We start from the raw sequence: 25,184 nt of genomic DNA, 5'->3' as shown, positions 1-25,184 counted from the left end.
CTAGGTAAGTGTCTAAGCAAGCTCCGCAATACGTCCATATATTACATTGTAACCACAACAAATCCCCCATGCTCAAAGGAGGTTGACCTCATGTCCGCACCTGGCTGCTGCAATCCCTGGACTTCCACCGGAACAATTCTCGTGCTCTTCATCCTGCTGGTCATCATCAGCCGTACCTTCATCTAAGTGAATCCACAGCAAAAAAAAAGAAGACGGGAACCGGTAACGGTTGCTCGTCTTCTTCAAGGTGTTCTGTTATAGCTTAAGCGTCAAAATCCTGCTTGGCCGGGCGGGTGCTTGTGCTGCTCGGACGCGAGGAAGGTCTTCCGTCTGTGTTACGGCTCGCTCCATCACGGTTGCCTTTGTAGCCGCCGCCGTAGCTGCTGCCGCTTCCGCTGTTGCCGCCATAGCCGCTGCTGTAGCCGCCACGGGTGCTTCCGCCGCTGCTGGCATTGTCACGATTTCCGCGATAGCCGCCGCCGCTTGCATTGTCTCGGTTGCCGCGATAGCCGCCACCAGAGCTAGAACCGGAACCGGAACGGTTGCCGCCATAGCCGCCGTTAGGCTTACGCCCGCTGCGGATGTCGTTCTTGCCGCCGCGGCGCTTGGCACGGATCGGATCTTCAGGAGTCAACTCAATTTGCGCATCCTTGTTATCGCCGGTAAGAAGCTTCATAGCTGCGGACAGCAACTGTACAGAATCATATTGCTCCAGCAATTGAATGGCAATGCCTTTGTATTCGTTCAGTTCGCCAACCTCAACCATTGCAAGCAGACGTTCTGCTGTAATGCGTTGTTTGCCTTCAATAGCCTCGGCCATCGTAGGAAGCGGTTTGCGGGTAATGCGGTGACGGGTCACGCGTTCGATCAGGTGCAGGTGATCCATTTCGCGCGGAGTTACGAAGGACCAGGCTGTTCCTTCTTTGCCGGCGCGGCCTGTACGGCCGATACGGTGTACATAGCTCTCCGGGTCCTGCGGAAGGTCGAAGTTGATTACATGCGTTACGCCGGATACGTCCAGGCCGCGTGCAGCTACGTCTGTAGCAACCAGTACATCAATGCTGCCGTCGCGGAATTTGCGCATTACAGCATCCCGCTGGTTCTGCGACAAGTCGCCATGCAGGCCGTCAGCGGAATATCCGCGCTTCTGCAAGCCTTCTGCAAGCTCGTCTACCCGGCGCTTCGTGCGGCCGAATACAATTGCCAGATCTGGCGATTCCATGTCAATCAAGCGGCTAAGCGCTTCGAATTTCTGGCGTTCAGGCACTTCAACATAAGCCTGGTCGATAAGCGGTGCGCTAATCTGTTTAGGAATTACGGATACATGCTGCGGGTTCTTCAAGAACTGCTGGGCAAGGCGTTGAATGTTAGGAGGCATAGTAGCCGAGAAGAGCATGGTCTGACGTTCTTCAGGAACGAGCTTGAGGATGGTCTGGATATCCTCCATGAAGCCCATATCTAGCATTTCATCGGCTTCATCCAGTACGATCGTCTGAACATCATCCAGGCGGATGGTCTTGCGGTTGATATGGTCCAGGAGGCGTCCTGGTGTACCAATAATAATCTGTGGTTTTCTCTTCAGTCCGCGGATCTGGCGGCCGATATCCTGCCCGCCGTAGATAGCCAGTGAACGAAGTCCTTTGAAGCGGGTCAACTTACCGATTTCTTCAGCGACCTGGATGGCCAGCTCACGTGTTGGCGTCATTACCAGTGCCAGAATCTTCTCTTCTTCTCTTGCGATCTTGGAGATGAGGGGAATCCCGAAGGCTGCGGTCTTACCTGTACCCGTCTGTGCCTGTCCGATAAGATCCGATCCGGCCATAGCAAGCGGGATAGCCTGCTCCTGGATTGGTGTTGCTTCCTCAAATCCTAGCTCTGTGATTGCTTGAAGTACTTTTGGCTCCAAGCCGAATTCTGCGAATGTTTTCAAATTATTCATGCTCCTTCTATACAGTGGACATTCCACATGCTTGTCTGTATTCTTAAGTAGCGGTAAACACATTTATAGGCTGTCCAATCATGCCGGATTTTCTGCATGGTTTAGCGCGTATTGGGACAAACAACTGTCCTATGATCAGGCCACTACATACACCTGACAATTGTAGCTTCGCATTCTAAGCAATGCAAAAATACCATTGTAACGTCCTACTCAAGAATATCCTATACATTATATCACAAACCCAATCAGGAATACCAGTGTATTCCTTACTTTCATTACTTACATGACACTCACACTACACTCAGAGGTGAATTTGCTTGGTTAAACTAAGATTATTCGGGAGCTTTCTTGCCGTCCTCTTCGGTTCAGCGATGATCGCAAGCGGCTTTAATCTGTTCCTGATCCCCCACAGACTGCTCAGCGGAGGCGTATCCGGCCTCGCCATGCTGGCCGGTTATTTCACTCCTTTTAACATCAGCTTACTCTATTTACTCTTCAATATCCCGCTGCTTGCTACAGGATGGTTCCAGCTGGGCCGCCGGTTTATTATTCTCAGCATGGTCTCTGTAGGTGCTACCACCTGGCTGATGACGGTGGTACCGGTCTTTCAAGTATCCTCGGATATGCTGCTTGCCTCTGTTTTCGGCGGGGTGCTTGTGGGTGCCGGTGCGGGCATCTCCTTCCGTGTAGGAGGCTCCTCAGGCGGCTTCGATATTCTGGGCTCCATTATAACACGGTACCGGGATTTCCCGGTAGGCAGTGTGCTGGTCGGTCTCAATGGTCTCGTCATTCTTGCTGCGGCTTATTTTGACGACAACTGGAATCTGGCGCTGGCCTCGATGGTCTCCATTTACGTCACCGGCAAGGTGGTCGACCTGATTCATATCAGCCACATCAAAGTTACCGTGTACATTATCACCAACCGGACTGACGAGCTGCTGCAGCAATTGCTGGGCCTTCAGCGCGGCGTTACAAAATTTAAGACAGAAGGTGCTTATTCTCATGTAGAACGGGACATGCTAATGACAGTGACCACACGGTATGAGCTTGCAGAACTGAAACGTATTATTAAAACAAGCGACCCGCAGGCTTTTGTAAATATCGTTGAGACTGTCGGTGTGATGGGCTCTTTCCGCAAACGGTAATTCATAAGAAAATGCTTATCCGTTCAAATTATGTTATATTATAGCTACGCAGGACCTTAACAATTTCATGAAGATTGTGATTTACCCTCTTTTTTCCAGGCACTTCGTTTTTCCGGGTGGACCCTGAATTCTGATTCAGTTCGATTCGAAAAAGGAAAGGGTGATTTTTGTGGAAATGGAAACGGTAAAACTGTCAGCAATCGTCATGAGGTGGTATCCGGATATGATACCGTTCCTGAAGCAGGACGAACTCAATTCTGTAATCGTACTGCGTGACGGTCTGAGTATTCTGGAACCGGCAGATGCCATGGATATCATCCATTACAGCATTTGCGAGCATCAGAATTCTGCGTATCTTCATTAAGCAAGCTGCCCTAAAGAGCAAGTTGTAATAGTTGCCGCCCTGGTCATTGGCCTTCGTGCCAGTCCGGGGCGGCATTTACTTTTATAATCAGCGGTTCAAAATCTGTACATCCCGTTTATAAACAACAAGAGCGGAAATATGACCTCAAAAAATTACGGGTATTGTTACAAGTCTGTTCTTTTTGGGTGCATCCGTTACCTTATACTTTATAAGGAATGTACATAAAGGGAGCGAATAAGAAATGAATATCACCTGGGCTTTACTGATGATGGCCCTGGGAGGCGTAGGTGTTCCGAATCAAGGACATGAAGCCGATGTGGCAGCAGCCCTGCAGAGCGCCATGAATCCCCCCATCGTCGCAGAACACACCACCAATCCGGACGCAGCAGCATCACCGAACGGAGGCGGCACTGCCTCTCCTGCACCTTCACCAAGCGCATCGCCGGAGACAGCACTTCTTGCCGATCCGCAGCCGGATGCTCCCAAGGTTAAAGGGATATACGTGACTGCCTACAGTGCCGGGGGTGCACGGATGGAGACCCTGCTTGCCCTGCTGGACAAGACTGAGCTCAACTCCATGGTTATCGATATTAAAGATGATGCCGGATACATCACCTACAAAACGGACAATGCTGAACTTCAGCAAATGGGACATCCACAACCGTTCATAGGTGATATCAACAAGCTGATGACCCGCCTGAAGGAGCATGATGTCTACCCGATTGCGCGTATCGTAGTATTCAAGGATTCTGTGCTCGCCAAAAAGAACAAGGAATTATCCTTCGTGAACAAAGACGGCTCTGTCTGGGCCAACAAAGGCGGAGACAGCTTCGTCAATCCTTATAATGAAACTGTGTGGAAGTATAACGTAGATATTGCCAAGGAGGCCGTTAAGCTCGGGTTCAAGGAAATCCAGTTTGACTATGTACGCTTCCCTGAAGGCTTCGAGAAGCGTGCGGACACTCTGAAATACACGAAGAGCGACAGACCGCGCGTGGAAATTATCGCCGACTTTGTTAAGTATGCCAAAGCTGAGCTGGCACCACTGGGAGTTCGGATCTCTGTGGATATCTTCGGCTATGCCGCCTCGGTACCTGCCGCAGAAGGTATCGGACAGGATTTCGTGAAGATCTCAAAGAATGTCGATGTTATCAGCCCGATGGTCTATCCGAGCCATTATTCCACCGGCTGGTTCGATGTGAAGGACCCGGACAAAGACCCTTATGCTACCATTAAGGGCTCAATGGTCGATACACACAAGAAGCTCAATCCGCTAGGCAGCTACAAGCCGGTCATCCGCCCATGGATTCAGGATTTCACCGCCAGCTGGCTGGGCAGCGGGCATTATGTCAAATACGGCAAGAAGCAGGTTGAAGATCAGATCCGTGCCTTGAAGGATCAGAATATCGACGAATTCCTGCTTTGGAATGCCAATAACCGCTACACCGCCGATGTAAAGTACGACCAATAAGCTTTCTGCAATTATCCGGATGTATCCATAGCCGCACGATATTAGAGAGCCCGGCAGCTGCCGGGCTTTTTACTGGGAATATTTACACTGGGAAAATAAGTATTCAAAATAAAGATAACGGGGCATTGATGATTATGAAACAGACAACTTCCATTAAACAAAAGGCCGGGCAATTCCTGCATATATTGCTTCCGATTCTAATTACTCAGATTGCATTGTCGGCCATTACCTTCTTCGACACCAATATGTCCGGCAAATTCGGCACGAATGATCTGGCCGGCGTAGCCATCGGCACAAGCCTGTGGATTCCGATCCAGACAGGCCTTAGCGGTATTCTTATGGGAATTACGCCCATTGTGTCTCATCTCCTCGGCAGCAAGCGGAGTAAGGATGTGGCTAACCAGGTGATGCAGGGCATTTGGCTCTCCCTGATCGTATCCGTGCTCGTGCTGATTCTTGGCAGCCTCGCTCTCACACCGATCCTGAATTTCATGAATCTGGAGCCTGCGGTACGAGATATTGCCTTCCGCTTCCTCGGTGCCATTTCCTTCGGCATTATCCCGCTGTTCGGCTATACCGTTGTCCGCAGCTGTATTGATGCCCTGGGTCAGACCCGTGTCTCCATGTTCATCACCCTGATTGCCCTGCCGGTCAATGTGGGGCTTAACTATCTGCTGATCTTCGGCAACTTCGGCTTCCCCCGCCTTGGCGGAGTAGGCGCAGGCGTAGCCTCTGCGATCACGTATTGGGTCATTTTTCTAATTGCCCTAATCTTCGTCTACCGGGCTGAGCCTTTCCGCAATCTGCAGATTTTCCGTAAATTTCATGCGGTGTCCCTGGTAAGTCTCAAGGAGCTGCTGAAGATTGGTGTGCCTATCGGCTTTTCGATCTTTTTCGAGACGGCGGTGTTCTCGGCTGTAACCCTGCTGATGAGCCGCTTCGATACCATTACAATCGCTGCCCATCAGGCCGCCATTAACTTCGCTTCCACCCTTTATATGATTCCGCTGAGCATCTGCATGAGTCTGACGATTCTCGTCGGCTTCGAGAGCGGCTCCGGCCGGCTGAGGGATGCGCGCCAGTATGGCATTATGGGCATTGGTACGGCGGCTGTCCTCTCCCTGCTCACAGCGCTGGTGCTGCTCTTCGCCGGGAATCATGTCGCCGGACTGTATTCGGATGACCATGAGGTGATCTCGCTGATCCAGCATTTCCTGATCTACGCGATCTTCTTCCAGATCTCTGATGCCATCGCAACCCCGACCCAAGGCGTACTGCGGGGATATAAGGATGTTAATCCTGCGTTCGTCATCTGCTTCATTGCCTATTGGGTGATCGGCCTGCCCGTCGGCTACCTGCTCGCCACTTATACTGAGCTTGGGGCTTACGGCTACTGGATCGGACTCATTACCGGCCTTGGAATCGGCGCAATTCTGCTCCTGGGCCGGCTCGTCAGGGTGCAGCGCAGATTCGCCCCGGAGAAGGCATGAAATAGCACGGAGCTCCACAAAAAAGTTCTTGTCTTATAACAAGAACAGCCACAGACAAGGGAGATTACTCTCCTTCGTCTGTGGCTGTTCTTCATTAACGGCTCTTTACAAGCAAATCTACTGCTTCCTTAATCACTTGATCAGGGGAGTTCCCCTTCGCAAGCTCTTCCTGAATACAGTGCTCCAGATTGTCTCCGATCACTGCACCAATAGAGCGGTCTACGGCTGTTCGGATCGCTGTCAGCTGAGTCACGATCTCGCGGCAATCTTTGCCTTCCTCCAGCATCCCGAGTACTCCCCTCACCTGACCTTCGATACGCTTCAACCGGTTGCTAATAGCTTTATCATACTCCACTGTCCCTTGGCCCCCTCTAGATGAATAAGTTCACGCCGGAATCCTCGGCAGCTCCAAGATAGCTGGCAACACCGCCGAAGTCTACACCTTCAATTAATTCCTCCTGCTTGATGCCCATGATGTCCATGCTCATCGTGCAGGCCATCAGCTTAACCCCGGCATTCAGTGCGCCTTGCATCAGATTCTCCAGGGATTCCACATTCTTACGGCCCATAGTATAGCGGATCAGCTTCGACCCAAGCCCGCCCATGTTCATGCGGGATAAGGGAAGCTTCCGCGTTCCCTTCGGCATCATCATGCCAAACATCCGGTCTAGAGCATTCTTCTTCACCTGCGGAGACTGCCCCCGGCGCAGAACATTAAGCCCCCAGAAGGTAAAGAACATGGTTACCTGCTTGCCCATTGCTGCGGCGCCTGTTGCAATAATGAAGGATGCGATAGTTTTATCCAGATCACCGCTGAAAACAATCATCGTTGTACCTTCAGAGACTGCTGACTGTTCCGCCGGAACTACGGTTCTGTCTGCCAGGTCTACTCCCTTCCGTACCAACGCCTGAACCTTGCCCCCGGATACATCCACTGATTCCAGTGTGTTCCTTGTCTTGCTGCACCACTGCCTGATATCAGCGGCAAAACCGAAATCCGTTGCAGTGATCTCAACCCGCTGGCCTTCCTCCATTGAGCTTATAGTCTCATATACTTTGAGTATAGGGCCGGGGCACTGTAATCCGCAAGCATCCAGCAGGAGCTGCGGCTTAGGGCTGAGCTGTTCGTGGCTATGGACTATACTGGCGGGAGACGGGGCATTCACTTTTAAAGCCGGCGTCTCTCTTTTCCCGGAATCATCAGTGTTATTCCCCCTTGCCATCGCTGCGTATGTTTTGTACCCTCCGTCAACATTTCGTACTGCATATCCGTATTGGATTAACATGCGGGCAGCAATGTAGCCGCGCAGCCCTACCTGGCAGGACACGGCGATCTCCCGATCCCCTGGAATCTCTGTGAGCCGGTCTCTCAGCCCAGCCAGCGGAATGTTGATGGAACCCGGAATGAACCCGGCTAAACGCTCTGCTTCGTCTCTTACATCAATGATGAGGCCGCCACTACGTGTGAATTCGTCCACTTCATGCCATTGCAGATTACGGACGAGTCCCTCCATCAGATTGGAGGCAACATAGCCCGCCATATTGACCGGATCTTTGGCCGAGGAATACGGCGGCGCATACGCCAGCTCCAGATCGGCCAGCTCATCTGCCTTAAGCTTGCTGCGGATCGCGGTGGCAATGACATCTATTCTTTTGTCCACTCCGGCACTTCCGGCCGCTTGTGCTCCATAAATCTCTCCTGTCTGCGGGTTGAACAGCAGCTTAAGCGCTATCGGTGCAGCACCGGGGTAGTAACCGGCATGAGAATTCGGATGGATATGCACAGCTTCATAAGGTACCCCAAGCGACTTAAGCGTCTTCTCGTTGTTCCCGGTCAGCGCAGCAGTCATATCGAAAATTTTGATAATCGCAGTACCTAATGCCCCAGTGTAAGAGGCTTCCCGGCCGTTGATATGATCGGCGGCCAGACGCCCCTGCCGGTTCGCTCCCCAGGCCAGGGAGACCATGGTATCGAACCCTTGAACGCGGTCCTTCACTTCAATGACATCCCCTACGGCATAGATGGCCGGATCACTGGTCTGTAGCGAGGCATTGACCTTAACCGATCCCCGGATGCCCAGCTCCAGCCCGCAGCTCCGTGCCAGGTCATTCTCAGGACTGACCCCAATTGCCAAGATAACCATATCCGTTCTAAGCTCCCCGCCGGAGGAGAGACGGAGCAGGCTGCCTTGCTGTTCAATAGCCTCTACACCCTCATTCATCCGCAGTTCCACCCCGTGCATACGCATATGCTCTTCCAGTGGACGAACCATCTCGAGATCAAGCGGGTTCAGAATCTGCTGACCCCGGTCAATCACAGTGACATCAAGCCCCCGCTCCCGCAGGTTCTCCGCCATCTCAAGACCAATAAAACCTGCACCAATTACAGTGGCATGCCGGGGGTGACGGCTGTCCACATAGGCCTTGATACGGTCTGTATCAGGAATATTCCTTAAGGTAAACAGGTTCTCAGCCTCTGAAATACCCGGCATCGGGGGAACTATCGGCTTCGCTCCCGGTGAAAGTACTAAGATATCATATGGAATCTGCAGTCTCTCGCCTGTTGTAACATTGCGGCAGTGTACCTGCTTATGTTCACGGTCAATCTCTGTCGCCTCGGTAAAGATTCTCACATCAATATTGAAGCGTGCCCGGATTCCAGCCGGTGTCTGCAGAAACAGCTTGTCCCGGGAATCAATACTCTCCCCAATATAATAAGGCAGCCCGCAATTGGCAAAAGAAACATGCTCTCCCCGCTCAATCATGATAATGTTGTCTTCTTCGTTCAGTCTTCTTAGGCGTGCCGCAGCGGATGCCCCTCCGGCAACACCGCCGATAATGACTATAGTTCTACTCATGCTTATTCCCTCCTAATTGTATACCCCTATGGGTATTAATATATACGGGTGGGGGTATACTGTCAAGTCAAAAAAGAGCAGCCCCTTCCGGTGATGGAAGGCTTGCTGCTCCGGTGAAATTTGAAGATCCTATAAATTCTGCTGCTCTTACTGGGACAAACGGGAAGCCAGCTCATACAGCTCGATATTGAAATCCTTCTTCGTATTCACTACCTTATCGATATCGGTCAGGGTCAATTCCCCTTTAATAATTCCGCATGCCTTGTCCGATTCGCCTTCGATCAGCTTACGGACCGCGAAATCAGCCAGACGGCTGGCGAGGTTACGGTCTCCTGGTGTTGGAGTACCTCCGCGCTGAATATGTCCCAGTACCGTAACACGGGCATCCAGGGAAGCATGGCGGTCTTTGAGTGCCTGAGCAACATCCTCACCCTTGCCGACGCCTTCAGCTACAATGACGATACTGTGACGTTTGCCGCGTGCGAAATTATCCTTCATCCGGTCAGCTACCTCATTCAGGTCATAAGGCATTTCCGGCACCAGAATCGTCTCCGCCCCGGAAGCAAGACCTGCATGCAGAGCGATATCTCCGCAGTGACGCCCCATAACCTCTACGATGGAGGAACGCTCATGGGATGACATGGTGTCGCGCAATTTATTGATCGCATCCACTACCACGCCAACGGCAGTATCGAATCCGATAGTGTAGTCTGTGAACGATATATCATTATCAATGGTACCCGGCAGAGCCATCGTCTTGATCCCAAGCTTGCTGAGCTTGTTGGCGCCATGGTAAGAGCCGTCTCCGCCGATAACAACCAGACCGTCGATGCCGAGCTCATTCAGAATGTCAGCACCTTTCTGCTGGCCTTCCGGCTTCATGAACTCCAGACAGCGTGCAGACTGCAGAACCGTACCTCCGCGCTGGATGATATCTCCGACACTGCGCAGATCCATCGGGAAAATGTCGCGGTTCAACAGGCCCTGATACCCGCGCTGAATGCCGAATACTTCAATTCCGAAGTAGATCGCGCTGCGGACAACCGCACGCACTGCGGCGTTCATCCCCTGGGAGTCTCCTCCACTGGTTAATACTGCGATTTTTTTTACGTTTGACATTCTGTTAGTTCCTCCTTAAATTTGTGCCAGTTTCTCTCCTTACCCGGAGAAGATCCGGCAGCATCTAATACATGTGTTTGCGTATCCAGCGGCTGTTGACGAAGAAGAAGAGTCTGGTCAGCGGACTATTCTTCATCAGCCTCCGGGATACCGAGCGGACCTCGCGTTGCTCACTAACCTTGGGATCGGATAAATACAGGGCCAGCAGTCCTTCGATGATCATACGGTGCATGGAGTTCTCAGGAAGACTCCGGACATCCTTGCGGGCCCACTCCACAATGGAAGCGATCCGGTTCAGCATCATATCCGTATTCTCATAATAATTGCAGAAATTGAGATCACCGCCGGCCCGGTCTTCATCCTGGTCGATCAGATAATCCAGCATGATATGCAGACCGCACACATGCGGAAAATAAGCAGCACGAATGGATGATGATGCCACTGTGCTTAGCTTAGGATCACAGGATGCCAGAAAAAGCATGAATACGCCCAGGGTTGAACCGGTTGCGGCCGCAAATTCATTCCACTGGAGATGAGGCGCGCGGTACCCCTCCTTCTCCCACCATTCCTTGAGGGCAGCTTCTCTAAGCTCCGGGTGAATGTGCTTATAGACCTGAAGATCAGTGTACAATACAGCCAGATTATAGACCTCTTCAGTAGCAGCACCGTAGCCGGGTAGCCGGGAGGTCATCTCCTGGCATTTGCGGACCAGTCTGTGCAGGTATCCGCCGTCATTCTGTTCCGTGCGCAGCGCGTAATAGTTCACAGGCTCCGCGCCGGGGGTAACAGCATCCAGCATGGACTTATGCAGCAACCGGAAATCGGCCGGATCAAGCGAAGTACTGCGGTCACACAGGTTGTCCAAATAATCACTGATCGTCTGATAAGCAACAATTAGCGGAATCAGTATATGTCTCATCGACAAATTGCCGGCGGCATAGATTCCGCCGCCTTCGCAATGAAACTGCTTCGTTTCAATGCTGGCAAGCGCTTGCTTACGGAGCTCGGGATCGGGAATTCCTTCTGCATCCTTGCGCCAGGAATCGAGACATGATCGCACTTCCGGCAGCACGTACTTATAGACCCTCTTCATGAGTCCAATAGGACCGCGCGGACTACGGTTACGGCCTTGCTCAAATTCATTCAATGACAGTGCCTCCACATTGTTGTCTCCTTATCCAAATCATGATTATTATAATATGCAGAGCGGATTTGTACAAACAACAAAATCACTTTCGCAAACTCTTGAAAGATTCAGAAAATCGATATTATACGAATCCCCCGGCCTCTTCGCTTTATGCTATACTATACTTTTCTATATCCCGAAGGAGTGCACAATCATGAATGCGAGGCGGAGCGGCGGCCAATACAGTGATCAAAACTGGCTGCGATCCTTTATGTTTACGCTGTACGGCACCAGTGTGCTGGTTGTTTCTTATTTCCCGTTATTTTATGCCCACTTAGGCTTCAGCAGTCCGCAAATGGGTCTGCTCTACTCGGTAGGCCCGTTAATCTCGATTCTCTCTAATCTGTTCTGGAGTATGATGAGCGACCGGCTGGGTACCGTCCGTAAGATTATGGCTCTCCTGCTTGGAGGCCAGCTGATTACCGCCATTATTCTGGCCAGAGCCACCGATTTCTCGAGTGTCATGCTTATTTTATCCTTTTTCTATTTCTTCTATTACCCTGTCTTTCCACTGGCAGATACGATGGCAATTAAAATTGCCCAGCGTCACGGGCGGAATTTCATTGCCATCCGTGTATTCGGCTCGCTCGGATACTCTTTCTTCGCCCTTACAATCGGCTATGTACTCAGAACGCTGGGACCTCAGTACAGCGTAGCGATTTGTATTGTGATTGTCGTAACCGCGCTGCTGATTACGATTGGGCTGAAGGATGTGAAGCGAACCGAGGCGGCTCCGCTCTCTGTAGACAAGGAGTCTACGGACAGACCGCTGAAGGGCGCCGGACTCCGCGAGATTCTCCTGCAAAAGGAAGTGCTGTGGTTCTTCGGCTCTGTATTCCTGCTCGCCATCGGCTACCGGATGAACGAGGCCTTCCTGACGATCAGCCTCAAGGGCATGAATGCAGGAGATGAAGTTGTCGGCTGGGCGCTGCTGGCTTCAGCGCTCAGTGAGATCCCCATCTTCTTCCTGCTCAGCAGATATGGCGACAAGTTCAAGGAGCTGCCGCTGCTTGCTTTTGCCAGCCTGATGTTCACGCTGCGCTTTCTGTTCATGTCGCTGGCCCAGGAGCCGGGTACCGTGGTTGCCATTCAGGCCATGCATAGCATTTCGTTCGGCATTTATTATGTAACTGCGGTCCGCTACATCACACGGATCATCCCTGATCACCTGCGGGCAACCGGAATGGCACTCTTCACCGTCGTATGGTCCAGCGGCGCAGGTCTGCTCAGCGGCACCTTCGGCGGACTGATCTACCAGGATGCCGGCCGGATTGTATTCTATCTGGTTGCTACCGGCTTCTCGGTTCTGGCCTTCATCGGCTTCCTGTCCAAGCATCTGATGGACCTCGGGGGCGGCACGGACCGCCCGCTGCGGCGTAAGAGCAAGACCCCGCTCTGACTGATTATGGGCGGGGAAGGATATAGCACCACCGGGCCCGTTGCAGCATAAAAAAATGCCTGCGGCATCCCCATTGTGATCGGTTTTTCGACCACATCCCGCCCTCGCACCTCTTCCGCACTGAATGTAGTCGGTTTTTCGACCATATCCGGCCCTTGCCCCTCTGCCGCACCGAATGTGGTCGGTTTTTCGACCATATCCGGCCCACACGCCTCTGCCACACCGAATGTGGTCGGTTTTTCGACCATATCCGGTCCACTCGCCTCTGCCGTACCGAATGTGGTCGGTTTTTCGACCATATCCGGCCCACTCGCCTCTGCCGTACCGGATGTGGTCGGTTTTTCGACCATATCCGGCTGTTCGGTGAAATCAGCGAAGTCATTCCTATTAACTTTATGCGTAACTTATCCACATCGGACGTAAATCATAATTTCCTAATCAATAAAAAAACACAGCCCCCGAAGGAACTGTGCTGCTCAAGCTGCCTGATGCTACTTATGCCAGTGCGTGCTAGATCAAATATATATATTGCGGCTGACAGAAGCTCTGCCTTGGCCGTATTTTATAATTTAACTACGTTTGCTGCCTGTGGACCGCGGTTACCGTCCGTAACATCGAATTCTACCGCTTGGCCTTCGTCCAAAGTCTTGAATCCGTCGCCTTGAATCGCTGAGAAGTGAACGAATACATCTTCGCCGCCTTCAACTTGAAGGAAACCATAACCCTTTTCTGCGTTAAACCATTTTACTGTACCTTTCAAATGAACAACCTCCTAAAAATACCGCCATATATGGCGTATGCTTACATTATACTCTTTCTATACTTGTAAAGCAATCCATCTTTTCCCTGATTTCATGATTTAATTTGCTTTTCCCTTCTCCGGTGCGTTATCATTGACCCAAAAGCCAAAAATCGCCAGGGTGGTAATGATAATGATCAAAAAACATGAAATATACAAAACAGACAAGTGGAACATGATGACGGTGGAGGTTCAGGGACGTTATATTATCCTTCGTGAAATCTCCGACCAATGGGGAGAAGAAACGCATACCTTCATGAGCCGTCCGGCTATGATGCAGTGGGTGAACAACCGCTTCAATAAAGAATCCTACAAGGACAATGAAGAAGAGTACAAGAATATCATCGCAGCCTTCAAACAGGTATAGTCCGGCATGGATAATGAGAGTCTTGTCATTTATGTCATTGTCGTCCTGTGCCTGGGTGCCGTACTGATTATGAGCAAGGACAAAATGCCCCCGCGCTTGAAGCGCGGGATGGCATTGACCGCAGTCATTATGATTGCGCTGGCTTTTGTCTTCATTATTTATAGCCTGCTCACATAACTTCATCTGTAAGCAAGATTTAATAAACATGAATTGGCAGGGCATACTAAGCAGACTTTGAGAATCAGGAGGCTGCCGTCATGTCCGTTACCGCCAAATCACTCCCGCTCCTGCTTGCGCTCAGCCTGCTGCAGGGAAATCTGTCCTCAGCGCTCCCGCAGGCGGATAGCAGCCCAGCCGCATCCCATCTACCGAGGAGGATTTCTATGGAACAATTACCTAAGAGAAGTGAAGTGCCCGCCGAGAACCGCTGGAAGCTTGAAGATATGTTTGCTTCAGAGGAGCAATGGGATGCCGAATATAAGGAAGTGAAGGCGCTGATTACAAGCGCTGCCTCCTTCCAGGGGAAGCTGGATTCTCCGGATGCCCTGAAGAAGTGCTTCGAGCTGGACGATAAGCTGTCCCTGCTGACTGAACGCCTCTATGTCTATGCGCATATGCGCCAGGACGAGGATACAGCGGCTTCGAAGTACCAGGCTCTCTCCTCCAAGGCCAAGAAGCTTGGCGTTGAAGCGGGTGAAGCTCTTTCTTTTGTCACACCTGAGATTCTGGCCCTGCCTGACGCGACACTGGACCAGTTCATCGCTGACCCTTCGCTCTCCGACTACACCTTCACCTTGACTGAAATGAAACGTGAGAAGGCCCATGTCCTGTCCAAGGCGGAAGAAGCGCTGCTGGCTCAGGTCAGCACGATCGCCCAGGCCCCGCAAACTGTATTCAGCATGCTGAATAATGCGGATCTGAAGTTCCCTAAGATTAAGAACGAAGAAGGCAAGGAAGTTGAGCTGACCCACGGAAGCTATATTCAATTCCTCGAAAGCCCGGACCGTGAGGTACGCAAGAACGCCTTCAAAGCGGTCTATGAAACTTACGGCAAGCAAAAGAATACCATTGCTGCCACGCTGAGCGCGAATGTGAATAAGAATGTCTTTTACTCCCGTGTGCGCAAATATCCTTCCGTACTGGAAATGTCCTTGTACGGCGACAATATTCCGAAGGAAGTCTACACGAATCTGATCGATACGATTCACGAGAGTCTGCCGCTGATGCACCGTTATATGAAGCTGCGCCAGAAGCTGCTTGGGGTAGATGAGCTACATATGTATGACTTGTTCGCTCCGCTGGTAGACGAATATAAGCTGGATATTACGTTTGACGAGGCCAAGAAGATTACCAAGGAAGGCCTGAAGCCGCTTGGCGAGGACTACCTTAGTGTTCTGCAGGAAGGCTATGACAAAGGCTGGATCGATGTCTACGAGAACGAGAACAAACGCTCCGGCGCATACAGCTGGGGGGCTTACGGCACCCATCCTTACGTGCTGCTGAACCATAATGACAATCTGAACAGCATGTTCACACTGGCACATGAGATGGGTCACGCCCTGCATTCCTACTATTCAGACACAGCGCTGAAATACCGGGATGCGCAGTACACTATTTTCCTGGCGGAGGTTGCTTCTACTACCAATGAGGCGCTGCTGATGGATTACCTGCTGAACAAATCCACAGATCCGAAGGAAAAAATGTACCTGCTCACCTATTATGCCGACCAGTTCCGCACGACGGTATTCCGGCAGACGATGTTCGCTGAATTCGAAAAAATCATTCACCAGCGTGCTGAAGAAGGCGAGTCGCTCACACCGCAGGATCTCTCGGCCATCTACTATGACCTGAATGTCAAGTACTACGGCAAGGATATGGTAATTGATCAGGATATTGAGATGGAATGGGCGCGGATTCCGCATTTCTATAACAGCTTCTATGTCTATAAATATGCTACCGGCTTCTCGGCGGCGACGAGCTTCGCCAAACAGATTCTGGAGGAAGGCAAACCGGCGGTTGACCGTTACCTCGGCTTCCTGAAGAGCGGCGGCAGTGATTATTCCATTAACATCCTGAGCAAAGCCGGGGTTGATATGTCGTCTCCTGAACCGATCCGCGAAGCCATGAGCGTATTCGAGAGCGTGATCGAACAGATGGAGCAGTTGACCAAGTAAGACAGAAGGCTTAGTATTACAGTAATCCCTTGCCCTTTGATGGCAGGGGATTTGTATTGTCAGATCATCCTGAGGAGGAAGCTATATGAAATTTCAATGGTCACTTATATTAGGTTTATTTTTCGCTCTGCTGACTGCAGTATTCGCAGTAATGAATGTGGATACGGTGCCCGTTAATTTCGGGTTTGACTTTGTCAGCATTCCGCTTATCCTCGTTATTCTTGGCTGTGCGCTGATCGGCGGTGTTGTGGTCGGTTCGTACGGAATTTTCCGCCAGTATAAGCTGCAGAAGCAGATTAAGAGCCTGAATGCCGAGCTTGCCAAGCTGCGTGACGCTAATAGTATCAACATGGAACCTATCCCTGCTGAGAGTGACCCCTTTACGCCAGAAGGATCATCCCGGCTGTAACCCATAGACGAATAGGAGGAACTATCCTTGCTTACCATCCAGCCCAATGAAGAATATATTCTGAATCTGCTCAAAAAACTGCTCGACACCCCAAGCCCCAGCGGCTTCACCGCCCAGGTGATGGCACTCGTGGCTGAAGAAGCGGCGGCGCTCAATATTCCGCTCACCTGGAATGAAAAAGGCGGCGCGATGCTCACGGTACCCGGACTTGATCCTTCGCGCACGATCGGCATCAGCGCCCATGTGGATACGCTCGGTGCCATGGTCCGCTCTATTAAGCCTAACGGTTCCCTCCGTTTAACCTCTGTGGGCGGATTCAGCATGAACAGCATTGAGAATGAATATTGCATCATCCATACCCGCAGCGGCTTAACTTATACCGGTACGATCCTGACCAGTCATCCATCTGTGCATGTGTATGCCGATGCCCGTGATTTCAAGCGTGCGGAAGAGAATATGGAGATCCGGATTGATGAGCTGGTCTCCACCAAGGATGATGTGCTGAAGCTGGGGATTTCGGTAGGTGACTTCATTTCGTTCGATGCAAGGGCGGTGCTTACCCCCAGCGGATATATCAAATCCCGCCATCTGGACGACAAAGCCAGTGTAGCCGCCTTATTCGGGCTGCTGGAGAGCATCCGGCGCGAAGGCTGGAAGCCGCTGCATAACCTGTCCCTGCTCATCTCCAACTATGAAGAGGTAGGTCACGGCGCTGCCTGGATTCCAGGGGAGATCAATGAGATGATCGCTGTGGACATGGGCGCGATGGGCGATGACCTCAGCTGCAAAGAGACGGATGTCTCCATCTGTGCCAAGGACTCCTCCGGCCCGTATGACTATGCCATGACCAGCCGCATGATCGAGCTGGCGAACGGTCTGGCCATTCCATTCGCGGTCGATATCTATCCGCAATACGGCTCCGACGCCTCTGCTGCGCTGCGCGGCGGAAATAACATCCGGGCCGCACTGATCGGACCGGGCGTACACGCCTCGCACTCCATGGAGCGTACCCACAAGCAGGCTGTGCTTAATACGGCTAAGCTGCTGGCGGCTTATGTTGGGGCGAACTGATCGGGCTGCTCGCCACGGCTGGTCACTTTCTATAGCAACACGACCTGGATATTAGTAAACAAGTACAAAAAGGCAACACCAGCTCATGTAAATAGCTGGTGCTGCCTTTTTAGTAGACTATATTAATCTTGACCAGGCCGAAATGTTGCAACTATTGCAACCTGGCCCGCCCATAACTGGACATTTGCAGGGATTCCTGCATAAATTGCAACAATTCCCCCGCCCACCGGCTCCGGTGAGGATTTATCCTGCATTTTGTGCAACATTTGCGGCTTAGAGCTGAGATAACGAGTGAGATGTTGCATTTTGGGCAGGATTTCCGCATACCCTCTGACTTTGAGGATTAGGGCTGTGTTCACGCGTGAGATGTTGCATCCCCCGGTTAAGGCCATACCTGCTCCAGCTTGTCCGCATAGTACTTAATGGCCTTGCGGTAATCCTGGATACAAGGATCGGCGGATGTATCCGCAAGCAAGGTAAGCAGCAGTTCCATGGCCTCGGTGTGAGCACCGAGATTATGCAGCGTCATGGCCAGAAAAGCCTTAAATTCCGCACGCTGCGGGAATTCAAGCGCTCCCTGCTCCAGCACCACACGGGACTCCGCATACTGCCCGAGCGTCCGGTAGGTACTGCCCAGGCCCAGCATCGCGCCTGCCTTCTGCTCCGCATCTGGAAGCCCCAGGGCAAGACTCTGCTCGTAATAGGACACCGCCTCACGCTCCAAGCCCAGCACATCATGCGTCCATGCCAGCTGATAATGCAGCTCGGCATTGCTCCCGTCTGCTGACAGTAGCTCTAGCAGCATGGTCCTTGCTTCTTCTGCCCGGCCAGAGGACCGGAGCTGCACAGCAGCTTCTATCGTATGAGTCACAGCCACTGTTCCCTCCTTCTGCACCGCGGTGTTATTTACCCGCGATCTTCTCCGCCAATTCATTCAGATACGTCCAGCGTTCCATCAGACGCTCCAACTCTGCCTCGGCCTGCCGCTGCTTCTCCACCAGCTCCTGCAGCCTGCCGGAGTCGGCGAAGGCCGCTTCCATCTGGGCCGAGATGTCTGTCAGATGCTGTTCTGCCTGTTCAATGGCCTCGTCGATCCCCTCATACTCGCGCTGCTCCTTGAAGGTGAATTTCAGCTTCTCGCGCGGCGCTGACCCGGCCTGAGCATTCCCGCCCTGCTCAGCAGCGGCACCAGCCCCGCTGGCACTGCGGCCGGAGCCGCCGTCTGCCTTGCCGGCGTTCCCGCTGCCGGATGGGACGTTCTTCGCCAGCCACTCTTCATATTCGCTATAGTCGCCGACATGCAGGCGGATGCCCCCATCCTCGAAGGCAATCAGCTTATCCACGGTACGGTCCAGGAAGTAGCGGTCATGCGATACGGTGAAGACTACGCCGGGGAATTCATCGAGGTAATCCTCCAGTACAGCGAGTGTGCCGATGTCCAGATCATTCGTCGGCTCATCGAGCAGCAGCACGTTCGGGGCTCCCATGAGGACGCGCAGCAGGTAGAGACGTCTTTTCTCGCCGCCGGACAGCTTGGAGATTGGCGTCCACTGCATCGCGGGAGGGAACAGGAAGCGCTCCAGCATTTGCCCGGCGGTGATGACACTGCCGTCTGCGGTCTTGATGATCTCGGCTTCTTCCTTCACATACTCGATCGCCCGCAGGCTGAGATCCATGTCCTGATGCTCCTGGGTGAAATAGCCCAGCTTCACGGTTGTTCCGAGCTGCACCTCACCGCTGTCCGGGGTAAGCTTACCGGCAATCAGGTTAAGCAGCGTGGACTTGCCGCTGCCGTTCTTGCCGACAATCCCCACGCGGTCCTGCGGCACAGCAATATAATTCAGATCCTTGATTAAGGTCCGGCCATCCAGCGATTTGGTGAGATCCTGAATCTCAATGATTTTGCGGCCCAGTCTGGTGGACGCTACAGAGATATCCATAGATGATGCCGATGCGCCTCCCGTGCTCTCCTTGAGCTTCTCGAAGCGGTCGATCCGCGCCTTCTGCTTCGTGGAGCGTGCCTTAGCCCCGCGGCGAATCCAGGCCAGCTCGGTGCGCAGCAGATTCTTGCGCTTCTGCTCGGCCGAAGCCTCCCGTTCTTCACGGTCTGCCTTCAGCTCCAGGAACCGTGAATAGTTCGCTTCATACCGGTACAGATTCCCGCCGTCCAGCTCAAGCATTACACTGGCTACCCGTTCCAGGAAATAACGGTCATGCGTGACCATCAGTAGCGCCCCGCGCCGCTTCTGCAGATACTGCTCCAGCCAGGCTACGGAATCCGTATCAATATGGTTGGTAGGCTCATCCAGAATCAACAGCTCCGACGGTGTAATCAGTGCCGCCGCCAGCGCTACGCGCTTGCGCTGTCCGCCCGACAGGCTCTCCATCCGGGCATCGAACCGGGTAATCCCCAGCTTCGTGAGAACCGTCTTGGCCTCACTCTCCAGCTGCCAGGTGCCGGCGGCGTCGATGGCCTGACCAATCCGGACAAGCCTGCTCTCCAGCCCTGAGTCTCCCGGATTCTGCTCCAGAAGAGACATCACCTCCATGTATTCCCGCATCGTCGCAAGCTCCGGGTCCTCTCCGGCAAATACCTGCTGCAGGACCGTATTTCCAGGCTCATAAGGCGGATTCTGGGCCAGAAACTGCACCCGCACATCATTGCCGATGCTAATCTGCCCTTCATCTGCTGTATCGAGCCCGGCGATAATCTTCAGAAAGGTTGATTTTCCCGTGCCGTTGACGCCAATTACGCCTATCTTATCCCTGTCGTCCATGCCAAAGGAGGCATCACGGAACAAGGTTTTCTCCCCGTAGCTCTTGGAGAGGTGTTCCACCGTCATAATATTCATCAGTTGTCCTCGCTTGCCTTATATTTTGAAACCGGAACTTAGCTGTACTCTCTTAAGATTCAGCTTCAGCAGGGAAGTCGCCCAGCGCCGAATCCAGGCTGCCCAGTGCCCCATTGATAAAGAGCCTGGCCGCAAACTTCGCCCTCTTATCCGCATCTGCCTCGGCAAACTCAGGGTCGAACAGGATATCCATCTTCAGACGGTCCAGAATACCGATGTACGACTGTGCCATCAGCTCCGGCTCGGTAGCCCCGCCTTCCAGCAGCACCTTCACCACAGCCTGCATATAGGCTTCCATGAACTGTGCCATATACGCCACCAGCTCAGGGTTATTGTTAGGCGCACGGAAGAACAGCTTCGTATGCTGCTTGCGCTCATAGTAATAGAACAGATGATGCTCTGCAATCACGGAGAGCTTGTCTGTCATTGCGGAGCAGGTCCTCAGCTTACCCTCAAGCTGCTCAAGGAAGCCTTCACAATCGCGGCGGGTAACCGCCATGAAGAGCTCCTCTTTGCTTTTAAAATATAAATAGACCGTACCCTTGGCAATGCCTGCACGTTCGGCCACTTCCGACATCTTGGTCTCATAAAAGCCGCCTGAACCGAAAAGCTCATAAGCGGCATCCAGAATAGCTGCATGTTTGTCTACGGATGCACTGCTCAACGGTTCACCTCCCAACCCATAGAATCCTGTATGTTACCGGATAACGCAACGGCCGGCTTAATCCTCAGGTCCGTCCTTATCCTATGTAACTGATATAACTGACCAGCAGCGCTACAGCACCGCCTATTATAGAACTTACAGCATTTACAGTATCATTGTCCATCCAGCGCCAGCCCCTGGCGTATACCGTAGGCTTCCCGCAGTGCTTGGAGGCCTCGACCTCGCGGCCGCAGACCGTACAGCGGTTCATCCGTTGCACGGTAGCACCCAGAACCGAGTCGGCAAAAGCTCCCGCAAGCCCGCCCAGCAGTCCGGCCAGCACCAGCAGCCAGAAGGCATGGGGCGTCATGCCGGAGGCCGCCCGCAGCAGCCAGGAGGCTGCACCGATGAGCGCCCCTCCCGCCGCTGCGGCCAGCGTCCCGGGCAGGGATACGCCGCCGGAGGTGCCTGCCTGCAGCACCTTCCCGGTCAGCACCGACCGGGGAGGCTTCCGGGCCAGCGTGCCGATCTCTGTCGCCCATGTATCCGAGGTCACAGTAGCCATCACCCCGATGAACAGGAAGCCCCAGAGCTCCAGCGGATAGACCGCGTTCAGCAGAACGGCCAGCATCCCGAGTCCGCCGTTGGCGAAGACCTGGCCCGCGTCGCGGCGTCCGGTTTTGTCATACGTGGCCTCCAGCTCTGCCTTATTCTCATGATGCAGCTTCGACAGCAGGGTTGAAGAGATGAAGAACACGAGCAGGATACCGAACCAGAACAGATTCCCCGCGCCGAAATAGATCGTCCCCATAACCACTGCCGCCACCATTCCTGAGAAGCTAAGCGACTGCTTCCAGTAAGCGGCCCCGGCAACCAGCAGCGCACCGCAGACCCCGATCAGCCATTGCAGCACTTCAAGTCCTGAGAGCATCGCCTTAACCGATCAGGCAGGTGCCCATGAGGGTATCGCCCCAGAACAGCTCGAACGAATCGCCCGCCACTACAGGACCTACACCGGCGGGAGTTCCGGTGAAGATAATATCGTCCTTGCCCAGCCCGTAGCGGGCGGCAATGAATTCAACGATTTTTTGCAAGGAGAAAATCATGTTCTTCACGTTCCCGCGCTGAACCTCAATCCCGTTCTTGCGGACGGTAAAGTCGGTGGCCTCCAGTTCCTCTTCCTCAGGCAATGCCATGTACGGGGTCAGCGGAGCTGCGTTCTTGAAGCCCTTGGCAGCCGTCCACGGCAGCCCCTTGCGCTGCAGATCATTATGCACATCACGGAGCGTGAAGTCGAGGCCCAGCGCCATCACATCCACCAGCTCCTGCACACTCATCCCCGGCACGTAATCACGTGCAATGCGCAGCACCAGCTCCCCCTCGTAATGAATCAGTCCGGCGTCCTTGGGCAGATGGATGATCGCTTTATCCAGGGCCACGGCAGCATGAGACGGCTTCAGGAAGATCAGCGGCTCGGCAGGCACCTTGTTGCCCAGCTCCTCCGCATGTAATTGATAGTTGCGTCCTACACAGTATACATTATTGATCGCACTGCTCATTGTTCCGTCAGCTCTCTTCCTCTATGAATTGGAATTCATACTGCAATGCTGCAATCCTTATTAGGCCTTCAAAAAGAGTTCGCCCCAAATATCCGGACGGTTCGTACAGATCATAATATCGGAATGAATCTCCGACAGGCGGCGCATTTCCTTGCCCTTGTTCAAGGTCCAGGCCATCACCTGCACCCCGCGTTCAATCAGGGATGTGGCCAGAAGCGGGCTAAGCCGGTCATAGCTGATGGATAAGAAGGAGCAGCCCAGCTCATCAAGCTTATCCGCAGGATTACCGGATCTGGAGTCATAGATCAGCCCTGTATGGAACCGCGCGTCCAGCTCCTTGATTCGCCGCAATACGCCGGCATCGAACGAGGTCAGCACCACTTCCTCACGCATTCCCCTGGCATTCACCAGATCAATGACCGCCTGCGCAAGACCGGGATACATGTCCCCCACCGTCTTCAGTTCGATATTCAGCCGCAGCCGGCCTGACGCCAGAGAGAGCACCTCTTCCAGGGAAGGCACCCGCTCTCCACGAAAAGCACGCCCTTTCCAGCTACCGGCATCCAGCCGCCGCATGTGTTCATAATCCATATTTTTCACCTTGCCGTGTCCATTAGTCGTGCGGTCCAGGGAATAATCATGGATGACCACAGGCACCCCGTCCTTCGTCAGCTGCACATCAATCTCCATCCAGCGTACAAAAGGCAGCGCAATCGCCATCCGCACGGCAGCCAATGTGTTCTCAGGGGCTTTACCGGAAAAACCACGGTGGGCTACACACATATTGTTCATCATTGATACGCACCTCCGGCTATTTCACCGCTTGGGTTACGGTACCGTCATTGCGGACCTTGATCAGGCCGGAAGAAATAGATTGTATTCTGTGCAGCAGTAGCTGCCCGTCGGCTTCATTCATCGGCACCGGCTGCGCCAGCTCGGCATCCATAGGCTTCAGCTTAAGAGCGCATTGCCCCTGCTTGCTGCATTCCGCCTGGAATACCGCCGTCTCCCAAGTCGCCGGGATGGAGCCGCGTGTGAAAATAAAGTTGCCTGTGCTGTAGGCAATCCATTTGCCTTTGTACGGCTCAATTCCCTGCAGCACATGCGGATGGCCGCCCATCACGAGATCGGCTCCGGCATCAATGAAGCTATGCCCAAGCGCCTGTTGGGTCTTGTCATACTGCTCCATCCGCTCCCGTCCCCAATGGACGACGACAACGACAACATCGGCCTTTTGCTTGGCTGCGGCAATCGCCTTGAGCGCTTCCGCACTGTCATACACCGAGGCAAGGCCAGGCTTGCCCGCTTCCGCCTTCCATTCAATCACCGGCATCACCCGGGTGAAGCCCAGCAGGGCAATCTTAATTCCATTACGTTCAAAATACTGCGCCGAATAGGCCTCCTGGCTATTCCGCCCTGCCCCCACATGAGGGATTCCGCGTTCGCCCAAATGCTTCAGGGTGTCCAGCAGACCTTCCTCCCCCTGATCCAGCGTGTGGTTGTTAGCCAGATTGACGGCATCCACACCGGCGGCTTTGAGCGCGTCCAGTGCTTTCGGCGGGCCCTTGAACACAAACTGCTTGTTCTTGGCCCCAACCCCGCGTGTAGTAATCGGCGTTTCCAGATTGACTACCGTGAGGTCATCCTTCTTGAACATTCCATCCAGCGCGCTGTAGGAATAATCGTAGCCCTTCTGCTCCAGCAGTGCGCCTGCTTTTCCGCTGAAGATGATATCTCCGGCAAAGCTCAGCTTCACACTCCCGCCGGAGGTATTCTCCGGCAAGCCTGCGACCAGCCCGCTGCTGCTTCCCGTTGTGGCCCGCGATGCATCCGTAGGGGTTGCCTGATCCGTTGGTGACGGTGCAGGCGTAGCCGAAGCTTCCGTGGTCGCCGCAGGCACTGGAGAAGCCTCCGGTGTCTCCTCCGGAGCAGGCTCAGCAGTGGCTGTAGCCTCCGTCCCAGTCTCTGCCGCTGTAGGTACGGCTTCTGCAGGGACGGCCGCCGTTGCATCAGCTTCTGGTGAAGGGGATGTGACAAGCGCCGCTGGCGGAGCAGCAGAGCCCTGCGGGTCCTTGTCATCCATGAATGAATAAGCGAGTGCTGCGGTAATCATCAGCAGCAGCGCCACATTGACCCACGCCCAGACCCTTCTGCGCCGTCGCCTGCTATGTTGTCTCTTGCCTTGTCTATTGCCTGATCTCGGCGGATACATGAGTCCAAGTAATCTCCTTTACCCTTAAAGTGTTTCTATTATAGCATATCTATCAGCTGCCGCTCCAAGCCGGGAACGGAGCCTCTCATAAAAAAAGGTGGAGCGCCACTGCTCCGCTCCACCGTTG

24 protein-coding genes are annotated in these 25,184 nt (G+C 53.3%); 11 read left to right on the top strand and 13 right to left on the bottom strand.

Annotated elements, in window-relative coordinates:
• Positions 1-90 precede the first annotated feature (90 nt).
• A complete protein-coding gene (locus MKY12_RS09605) occupies positions 91-186 on the top strand; it encodes a hypothetical protein (RefSeq protein WP_036702210.1) in 96 nt (31 codons plus the stop codon).
• Between the two features lie 76 nt (positions 187-262).
• Here MKY12_RS09605 and MKY12_RS09600 read toward each other — a convergent pair whose 3' ends face one another.
• Positions 263-1,930 (bottom strand): DEAD/DEAH box helicase, encoded by a 1,668-nt coding sequence (locus tag MKY12_RS09600; RefSeq protein WP_036725212.1) that lies wholly within the window; start codon positions 1,928-1,930, stop codon positions 263-265.
• A 326-nt stretch (positions 1,931-2,256) separates the two neighbouring features.
• Between MKY12_RS09600 and MKY12_RS09595 the strand changes: the two genes are divergently transcribed.
• The 4 genes from MKY12_RS09595 (at position 2,257) to MKY12_RS09580 (ending at position 6,409) form a co-directional block, all read left to right on the top strand.
• The gene (locus MKY12_RS09595; protein WP_036725214.1) at positions 2,257-3,084 is read left to right on the top strand and encodes a YitT family protein; all 828 of its coding nucleotides are present in this window, start codon (positions 2,257-2,259) and stop codon (positions 3,082-3,084) included.
• Positions 3,085-3,259: 175 nt separating this feature from the next.
• Positions 3,260-3,448 (top strand): hypothetical protein, encoded by a 189-nt coding sequence (locus MKY12_RS09590; RefSeq protein ID WP_171718441.1) that lies wholly within the window; start codon positions 3,260-3,262, stop codon positions 3,446-3,448.
• A gap of 241 nt (positions 3,449-3,689) precedes the next feature.
• A complete protein-coding gene (locus MKY12_RS09585) occupies positions 3,690-4,919 on the top strand; it encodes a putative glycoside hydrolase (RefSeq protein ID WP_339255364.1) in 1,230 nt (409 codons plus the stop codon).
• Between the two features lie 134 nt (positions 4,920-5,053).
• Positions 5,054-6,409, top strand: a complete 1,356-nt coding sequence (locus tag MKY12_RS09580) for an MATE family efflux transporter (protein WP_339255362.1) — start codon at positions 5,054-5,056, stop codon at positions 6,407-6,409.
• A 94-nt stretch (positions 6,410-6,503) separates the two neighbouring features.
• Here the strand turns inward: MKY12_RS09580 and MKY12_RS09575 are convergent, their stop codons facing one another.
• The 4 genes from MKY12_RS09575 to MKY12_RS09560 all read right to left on the bottom strand — a co-directional run bounded on the left by MKY12_RS09575 (position 6,504) and on the right by MKY12_RS09560 (position 11,533).
• Positions 6,504-6,764 (bottom strand): metal-sensitive transcriptional regulator, encoded by a 261-nt coding sequence (locus MKY12_RS09575; RefSeq protein ID WP_036725219.1) that lies wholly within the window; start codon positions 6,762-6,764, stop codon positions 6,504-6,506.
• Positions 6,765-6,780: 16 nt separating this feature from the next.
• Positions 6,781-9,267, bottom strand: a complete 2,487-nt coding sequence (locus MKY12_RS09570; RefSeq protein ID WP_339255360.1) for a CoA-disulfide reductase — start codon at positions 9,265-9,267, stop codon at positions 6,781-6,783.
• A gap of 147 nt (positions 9,268-9,414) precedes the next feature.
• Positions 9,415-10,386 carry a 6-phosphofructokinase gene (gene pfkA, locus MKY12_RS09565; RefSeq protein WP_036725223.1) on the bottom strand — a complete coding sequence of 324 codons (972 nt, stop codon included), beginning with the start codon at positions 10,384-10,386 and terminating at the stop codon, positions 9,415-9,417.
• Between the two features lie 64 nt (positions 10,387-10,450).
• Positions 10,451-11,533, bottom strand: coding sequence for a tetraprenyl-beta-curcumene synthase family protein (locus MKY12_RS09560; RefSeq protein ID WP_076078515.1), 1,083 nt, complete (start codon positions 11,531-11,533; stop codon positions 10,451-10,453).
• A 193-nt stretch (positions 11,534-11,726) separates the two neighbouring features.
• Here MKY12_RS09560 and MKY12_RS09555 point away from each other — a divergent pair, with 193 nt between their 5' ends.
• The gene (locus tag MKY12_RS09555) at positions 11,727-12,971 is read left to right on the top strand and encodes an MFS transporter (protein ID WP_339255357.1); all 1,245 of its coding nucleotides are present in this window, start codon (positions 11,727-11,729) and stop codon (positions 12,969-12,971) included.
• A gap of 562 nt (positions 12,972-13,533) precedes the next feature.
• Here MKY12_RS09555 and MKY12_RS09550 read toward each other — a convergent pair.
• Positions 13,534-13,731 carry a cold shock domain-containing protein gene (locus MKY12_RS09550; RefSeq protein ID WP_036725228.1) on the bottom strand — a complete coding sequence of 66 codons (198 nt, stop codon included), beginning with the start codon at positions 13,729-13,731 and terminating at the stop codon, positions 13,534-13,536.
• A 172-nt stretch (positions 13,732-13,903) separates the two neighbouring features.
• Here MKY12_RS09550 and MKY12_RS09545 point away from each other — a divergent pair, with 172 nt between their 5' ends.
• The 5 genes from MKY12_RS09545 to MKY12_RS09525 all read left to right on the top strand — a co-directional run bounded on the left by MKY12_RS09545 (position 13,904) and on the right by MKY12_RS09525 (position 17,791).
• Positions 13,904-14,137 (top strand): hypothetical protein, encoded by a 234-nt coding sequence (locus tag MKY12_RS09545; RefSeq protein ID WP_036702226.1) that lies wholly within the window; start codon positions 13,904-13,906, stop codon positions 14,135-14,137.
• 6 nt (positions 14,138-14,143) lie between these two features.
• Positions 14,144-14,314, top strand: coding sequence for a hypothetical protein (locus MKY12_RS09540; RefSeq protein ID WP_209874284.1), 171 nt, complete (start codon positions 14,144-14,146; stop codon positions 14,312-14,314).
• Positions 14,315-14,520: 206 nt separating this feature from the next.
• Positions 14,521-16,311, top strand: a complete 1,791-nt coding sequence (pepF, locus tag MKY12_RS09535; RefSeq protein ID WP_339313583.1) for an oligoendopeptidase F — start codon at positions 14,521-14,523, stop codon at positions 16,309-16,311.
• An 85-nt stretch (positions 16,312-16,396) separates the two neighbouring features.
• The gene (locus MKY12_RS09530) at positions 16,397-16,720 is read left to right on the top strand and encodes a lipopolysaccharide assembly protein LapA domain-containing protein (RefSeq protein ID WP_036725233.1); all 324 of its coding nucleotides are present in this window, start codon (positions 16,397-16,399) and stop codon (positions 16,718-16,720) included.
• Between the two features lie 27 nt (positions 16,721-16,747).
• Positions 16,748-17,791 (top strand): M42 family metallopeptidase, encoded by a 1,044-nt coding sequence (locus MKY12_RS09525; protein ID WP_339313582.1) that lies wholly within the window; start codon positions 16,748-16,750, stop codon positions 17,789-17,791.
• 382 nt (positions 17,792-18,173) lie between these two features.
• On the opposite strand, the gene MKY12_RS09520 is transcribed toward MKY12_RS09525, so the two are convergent.
• From MKY12_RS09520 to MKY12_RS09490, 7 genes are all read right to left on the bottom strand, one after another.
• The gene (locus MKY12_RS09520; protein WP_339313581.1) at positions 18,174-18,662 is read right to left on the bottom strand and encodes a tetratricopeptide repeat protein; all 489 of its coding nucleotides are present in this window, start codon (positions 18,660-18,662) and stop codon (positions 18,174-18,176) included.
• A gap of 31 nt (positions 18,663-18,693) precedes the next feature.
• Positions 18,694-20,643, bottom strand: a complete 1,950-nt coding sequence (locus tag MKY12_RS09515) for an ABC-F family ATP-binding cassette domain-containing protein (protein ID WP_036725238.1) — start codon at positions 20,641-20,643, stop codon at positions 18,694-18,696.
• 52 nt (positions 20,644-20,695) lie between these two features.
• Positions 20,696-21,307, bottom strand: coding sequence for a helix-turn-helix domain-containing protein (locus tag MKY12_RS09510; RefSeq protein WP_339255346.1), 612 nt, complete (start codon positions 21,305-21,307; stop codon positions 20,696-20,698).
• Between the two features lie 76 nt (positions 21,308-21,383).
• Positions 21,384-22,196, bottom strand: a complete 813-nt coding sequence (locus tag MKY12_RS09505; RefSeq protein ID WP_339314839.1) for a DUF92 domain-containing protein — start codon at positions 22,194-22,196, stop codon at positions 21,384-21,386.
• A gap of 25 nt (positions 22,197-22,221) precedes the next feature.
• On the bottom strand, positions 22,222-22,845 hold the full coding sequence (locus MKY12_RS09500; protein ID WP_339255344.1) for a fumarylacetoacetate hydrolase family protein: 624 nt from the start codon (positions 22,843-22,845) through the stop codon (positions 22,222-22,224).
• Positions 22,846-22,905: 60 nt separating this feature from the next.
• Complete coding sequence (locus tag MKY12_RS09495; protein ID WP_339314837.1) at positions 22,906-23,637, bottom strand: glycerophosphodiester phosphodiesterase family protein; 732 nt, start codon at positions 23,635-23,637, stop codon at positions 22,906-22,908.
• A gap of 19 nt (positions 23,638-23,656) precedes the next feature.
• Positions 23,657-25,057: a CapA family protein gene (locus MKY12_RS09490; protein ID WP_339313580.1), complete on the bottom strand. Its 1,401-nt coding sequence runs from the start codon at positions 25,055-25,057 to the stop codon at positions 23,657-23,659.
• Positions 25,058-25,184 lie beyond the last annotated feature (127 nt).

It is taken from the genome of Paenibacillus sp. FSL M7-0896, assembly GCF_037975415.1.
In the GTDB taxonomy this organism is placed as follows: Bacteria; Bacillota; Bacilli; order Paenibacillales; family Paenibacillaceae; genus Paenibacillus_AQ; species Paenibacillus_AQ silagei.
The sequence above is the reverse complement of the archived record's forward strand: the minus strand, read 5'-3'. Positions and strand labels throughout refer to the sequence as shown.